This is a genomic window from Streptomyces sp. NPDC013455 (assembly GCF_040632975.1).
Lineage (GTDB): Bacteria > Actinomycetota > Actinomycetes > Streptomycetales > Streptomycetaceae > Streptomyces.
Genome location: NZ_JBEYCX010000050.1, coordinates 1 through 5,525, shown reverse-complemented (window position 1 = coordinate 5,525; position 5,525 = coordinate 1). Strand labels below are relative to the sequence as shown.

Annotated in this window: 1 protein-coding gene; it reads right to left on the bottom strand. The window is 71.4% G+C overall.

Annotated features, from left to right (window positions below; genetic code table 11):
* Nucleotides 1–5,525, bottom strand: a 5,525-nt coding sequence (locus ABZ576_RS34145; protein ID WP_360749944.1) for an amino acid adenylation domain-containing protein, incomplete at both ends; no start/stop codon positions are given.

Below are 5,525 nucleotides of genomic sequence, written 5' to 3'. Positions count from 1 at the left end.
AGACGAGAACGGCCCGCCGGAAGCTCGTCCAGGATCTCCTCGGTCGTCAGCGCCAGCGCCGCACCGCTGTCCCGCAGCATGAACGCGATCCGGTCCGTCGGCTGGGCCGGGTCGACGGGCAGATAGGCCGCCCCCGCCTTCCAGGTTCCGAGGATGCCCGCGATCATGTCCGCGCCACGCGGCAGGCACAGACCCACCACCGCGTCGGCGCCGATCCCCTGACCGATCAGGTAGTGCGCGATCCGGTTCGCCCGCGTCTCAAGCTCTCCGTACGCCACCCGGGAACCCTCGGAGACGATCGCCATCGCGTCGGGCGTGCGGCTCGCCTGCCGCTCGAACAGCGCGTGCACGAGATCGACGTCGAGGCCGGTCGCCGTGTCGTTCCAGCCGACAAGGACCTGGTGGCGCTCCACCTCGTCGAGCGCCGGAACGTCGCTGAGGCGGGTCTGCGGGCTGTCGGCGAGCAGGTCGAGCACGCGCACCCAGGCCCGGGCGATCCGCTCGGCCCACTCGGGATCGAACAGGTCGGCGGCCACCGTCACCGAGCCGCGCAGCCCGGCCGGGGCGCCCTCGGTGTCGTACGTCTCCCCCACCATCACGTCGAGGTCGAACTTCGCCGCACGGGTACCGGTGGACATGCCCCCCGTCCACACGACGGGCGTGGCCAGCGCGTCGAGACCGGCGCTGACGGTGTTCTGCTTCGTCAGGACGACCTGGAAGAGCGGGTGGCGGGCCATGGAGCGCGCCGGGGCCAGTTCCTCCACCAGCTTCTCGAACGGCACGTCCTGGTGGGCGAAGCCGGACAGGACCGCTTCCCGGACTCGGGCGAGCAGTTCGGTGAAGGCGGGGTCGCCCGAGAGGTCCGCCCGCAGCACCTGCGTGTTGACAAAGCAGCCGACCAGGTCGTCCAGGGCCTCGTCGCCGCGGCCGGCGTGCGCCGAGCCGATCGGGACATCGGTGCCCGCGCCCAGCTTCGACAGCAGGATGGCCAGGGCGGCCTGCAGCACCATGAACGTGGTCACGCCCTCGGCCCGCGCCATCTCGACGAGCCGCGCGTGCACCGGCGCCGGGACGTCGAGCGGGACGCTGTGCCCCAGGTGCGAGGCGGCTGCCGGGCGGGACCGGTCGAAGGGCAGCTCGAGCTCCTCCGGCGCTCCCGCCAGTGTCTCGCGCCAGTAGTCCAGTTGACCGGAGATCACGCTGCCGGGGTCGCTTTCCTCGCCGAGCAGCTCGCGCTGCCAGAGCGCGTAGTCCGCGTACTGGACCGGCAGCGGCGCCCACTCAGGGGCCCGCCCCTCGACCCGCGCCGCGTAGGCCGTGGAGAAGTCCCGGGCCAGGGGCGCCCGCGACCAGCCGTCGCTGGCGATGTGATGGACGAGGACGACGAGGACGCGCTCTCCCTCGCGGGTCTCGAAGAGGGTGGCCCGGATCGGCACCTCGACGGAAAGGTCGAAGGCGTACCGCGCGGCCTCGGCGACCGCGCTCTCCAGCTCCGCCGCGTTGATCGGGACGACATCCACCTGCCAGTCGAGATCGTCGGATCCGATGACCTTCTGGTACGGCTCGCCGTCCGCGACGCCGAAGACGGTACGGAGGACCTCATGGCGGCCGATGACGTCGCGCAGGGCCGCGTTCAGGGCCTGCCGGTCGACCTCGCCGGACAGGCGGACGGCGATCGGACTGTTGTAGGTGGCGTTGGGGCCTTCCAACTGGCTGATGAACCAGAGGCGTTGCTGGGCGAAGGACAGCGGAACGCGCTCCGGGCGCTCACCGGCCACCAGCGCCGGCCGTGCCCGCCCCGCACCCGCCAGCCCGGCCGCGAGACCGGCAACCGTGGGCGTGTCGAACAACGCCCGCAACGGCACCTCGACGCCGAAGACCGTCCGCACCCGGCTGACCAGACGGACAGCGAGGAGAGAGTGCCCGCCCAGGGCGAAGAAGTCGTCGTCCACCCCCACCTCGGGCAGACCAAGGACCTGCGCGAACACTCCGCACAGCAACTCCTCCTGCGGCGTGGCCGGGCCCCGGCCCCCGCTCCCGGTGGCATACTCCGGCGCGGGCAGCGCCTTGCGGTCCAGCTTGCCGTTGGCATTCAGGGGCAGCGCGTCCAGGACCACCACCGCCGACGGCACCATGTAGGACGGCAGTCGGTCGCTGGCGAACTCGGCGACTCTGGCGGGCAGTCCAACCTGCGCCGTACCGTCGTTCGGGACGACGTACGCGACCAGCCGCTTGTCGCCCGGCACGTCCTCGCGGGCCACGACAACGGCCTGGGCGACCTCCGGGTGGGCCGCCACCACCGACTGCACCTCGCCGAGTTCGATCCGGAATCCTCGGATCTTGACCTGCTCGTCGGCGCGGCCGAGGTACTCGACCTGGCCATCCGGCGACCAGCGCACCACGTCACCCGTGCGATACAGACGGCCACCAGTGGTGGAGAACGGGTCGGCGACAAATCGCTCACCCGTCAGCTCCGGACGCCCCAGATAGCCGCGGGCCAGACCGGCACCCGCGATGTACAACTCACCCGCGACCCCGGCAGGGACCGGGGACAGGCTGCCGTCCAGGACGTAGACCCGGGTATTGGAGATCGGCCGGCCGATCGGGACGACACCCTCCACCTCGGCATCCGCATACCAGGCCGTCGTGTACACCGTCGCCTCGGTCGGACCGTAGATGTTGGCGACCCGGGCGCCGGGGACCGCCGTACGGATCCCGGCCACCGCATCCGCCGTCAGCGCCTCACCGGCGAGAACGACCGTACGGGGACGGGCCTGGATCTCACCCGAAGCCACCATCTGCGCGAACGCCGACGGCACACCACTCACCAGGCTGACATCACCCACACCCGCATCGGCGTCAGCCAGGGCGAGGAGATCACCGACAACCTCGACACTGCCACCCGACACCAGCGGACCGAACAACTCGAAAACCGAGACATCGAAGTTGAAGGACGTGGACACCAGCACCCTGCGGAAGTCCTCACCCGAGAACTCCGCCACAGCCCAACCCAACAACCCCGCCACCGACCGGTGCTCGACCACCACACCCTTCGGCCGCCCCGTCGAACCCGACGTATAGATCACATACGCCGGATGCTCCGGCCGGATCACCGTGCCCAGCGCACCGTCCCCAAGGCCCGCCAGCTCGACCTCGTCCGGCACCACCACCACAGCGCCCGACGACGGCACCGCCGCAACCGTGCTCGTCGAGGCCAGCACCACCACCGGAGCGGCGTCAGCCAGCATGTACGCGATCCGCTCCGCCGGATAACCCGGATCGATCGGCAGATACGCGCCCCCGGCCTTCAGCACCGCCAGCAGCGCCACCACCGACTCGACACCGCGCTCCAGACACACCCCCACCAGCGACTCCGGGCCCACACCCTTCGCGACCAGATGACGGGCCAACCGGTTCGCCCGGGCATCGAGTTCTGCGTACGACACCTCCACACCGCCCGAGACCACCGCGACCGCCCCCGGCGTCCGCGCCACCTGCGCCTCGAACAGCTCCGGAACGGAACCGGAAACCACCTCGGCAGCCGTGTCGTTCCACTCCGTCAGCACCCGGTGCCGCTCCGCCTCGTCCAGCACCTCGACCGTGCTCAGCGGCACATCCAGGCCGCCCACCAGGGCGAATTCCAGGGCGGCGACCAGGTTCCGCGTGGCGGTGCGCAGGAAGACACCCACGGTCTCCGGATCGATCGACGCCACCGCGTGAACGGCCAGCGAGATCCGGTCGCCGTTGTCGTCGACCGAGACCATCAGCGGGTAATTGGTGCGCTCCTCGAAGAAGACCCTTCTGATGCCGTTCAGCCGCTCGTCGCGGACCTCGGGCACCTCGGCCGCACCGCCGCCGCTGTTGTGGCGGTAGTTGAACAGCGCGGTGAACAGGGGCACGTCACCCGTCACCCCACTGGCCTGCTGCGCCAGCGTGAGCGGCGCGTGCTCGTGCTCCAGAAGCTCCGCCAGCTGGCCGCGCATCGCGGACACCGCGGTCAGGACCCCGAGTTCGCCGGTGCGCACGCGGACCGGCAGCGTGTTCAGGAAAGGGCCCGGCACCCGGTCGGAACCCGTGCCGGCGTTCATGCGGCCGAACAGGACGGTGCCGAAGACCACGTCCTCGCGGCCGCTGACCGCCGCCAGGACCCGCGCCCAGGCCAGGTGCAGCAACGTCGCCGGGCTCGCGCCCAGTTGGCGGGAGACGTCGAGCAGGCGTGCGTGCAGTTCGTCGCCGAAAACGACCCGGGCGCGCGTGGTGCCGGTGCCGTCGCCGCGGACGTCGACCAGGCCGAAGGGGGCCGTCGGCTCGGTGACGTCGCCGAGCAGTTCGGCGAAGTACCGCTCGTGCTCGCCTGTGGTCACTCCGGCGCGGGCCTGTGCGACGAAGTCGCGGAAAGGCAGCGGCTCAGCGAGGGCGCCGTCACGTCCGGTGAGGAAAGCGTTGACCTCGGCCAGCATGACCTCCAGGGCGGTGTGGTCTTGCACCATGTGGTGGATCCGCACCAGCGCCAGCCACTGGTCCCCGCCGGGAACGCGGCCCGCGTGGACCCGGATCAGCGGGGCCCGGCCCAGGTCCATCGACCGGCCGCCGGCCGCGAGCAGTTGCTTCACCGGATCGCCGCCCTTTGCGTCCAGGGTGACGGACTCGACGGGCAGGGTCGCCTGCCGCCGCACCACCTGGACCGGCTCGCGCAGGCCCTCCCACACGATCGACGTGCGGTAGATGTCATGGCGGTCCACGACGTGCTGGAGCGCCTTCGTGAAGGCGTCGAACCGCTCGCGCGAATCGAACTCGACCACTGTCGGCATGACGTAGGTGTCCTCGCCGCCCTCCGCGAGGAGGTGGTGGAAGAGCAGGCCCTCCTGCAGCGGGGCCAACGGGTAGACGTCGGCCACGTTCACGGCGCCGCCGTCCACGGTGGCGACGACGGCCGCGATCTCGGCGGCCGTGAGGTCGACGAGCGGCAGCATCTCGGGGGTGATCGCGGTCGCGCCGGCCGGGATCAGGTTCGCCGGGACGGCCACCTGCTCGGAGCCCGCCGAGGCGGCGAGCCGGGCCGGCGTCGGGGCGTCGAACAGCGCCCTGATCGAGACCGAGACACCGTGCGTACGGAGCAAGGCGACCAGGCGGATCGCGAGGAGGGAGTGGCCGCCGAGCCGGAAGAAGTCGTCGTCCACGCCGACCCCGTCGAGGCCGAGGACCTCGGCAAAGGCCGCACACAGGACCTCCTCGCGGGCGTTGGCGGGCCCACGGCCCCTGCCGACGACGTACTCCGGGGCGGGCAGGGCCCTGCGGTCCAGCTTGCCGTTGGCATTGAGGGGCAGCGCGTCCAGGACCACGACCGCCGAGGGGACCATGTAGGAGGGCAACCGGTCGCGGGAGAACTCGGCCAGCTGAACGGGCAGTTCGGCCGAGTCGACCCCATCGGCCGGCACGGCGTACGCGACCAGCCGTTTGTCGCCCGGTACGTCCTCACGGGCGACCACGACGACCTGGGCCACCAGAGGATGCCCGGCCAGGAC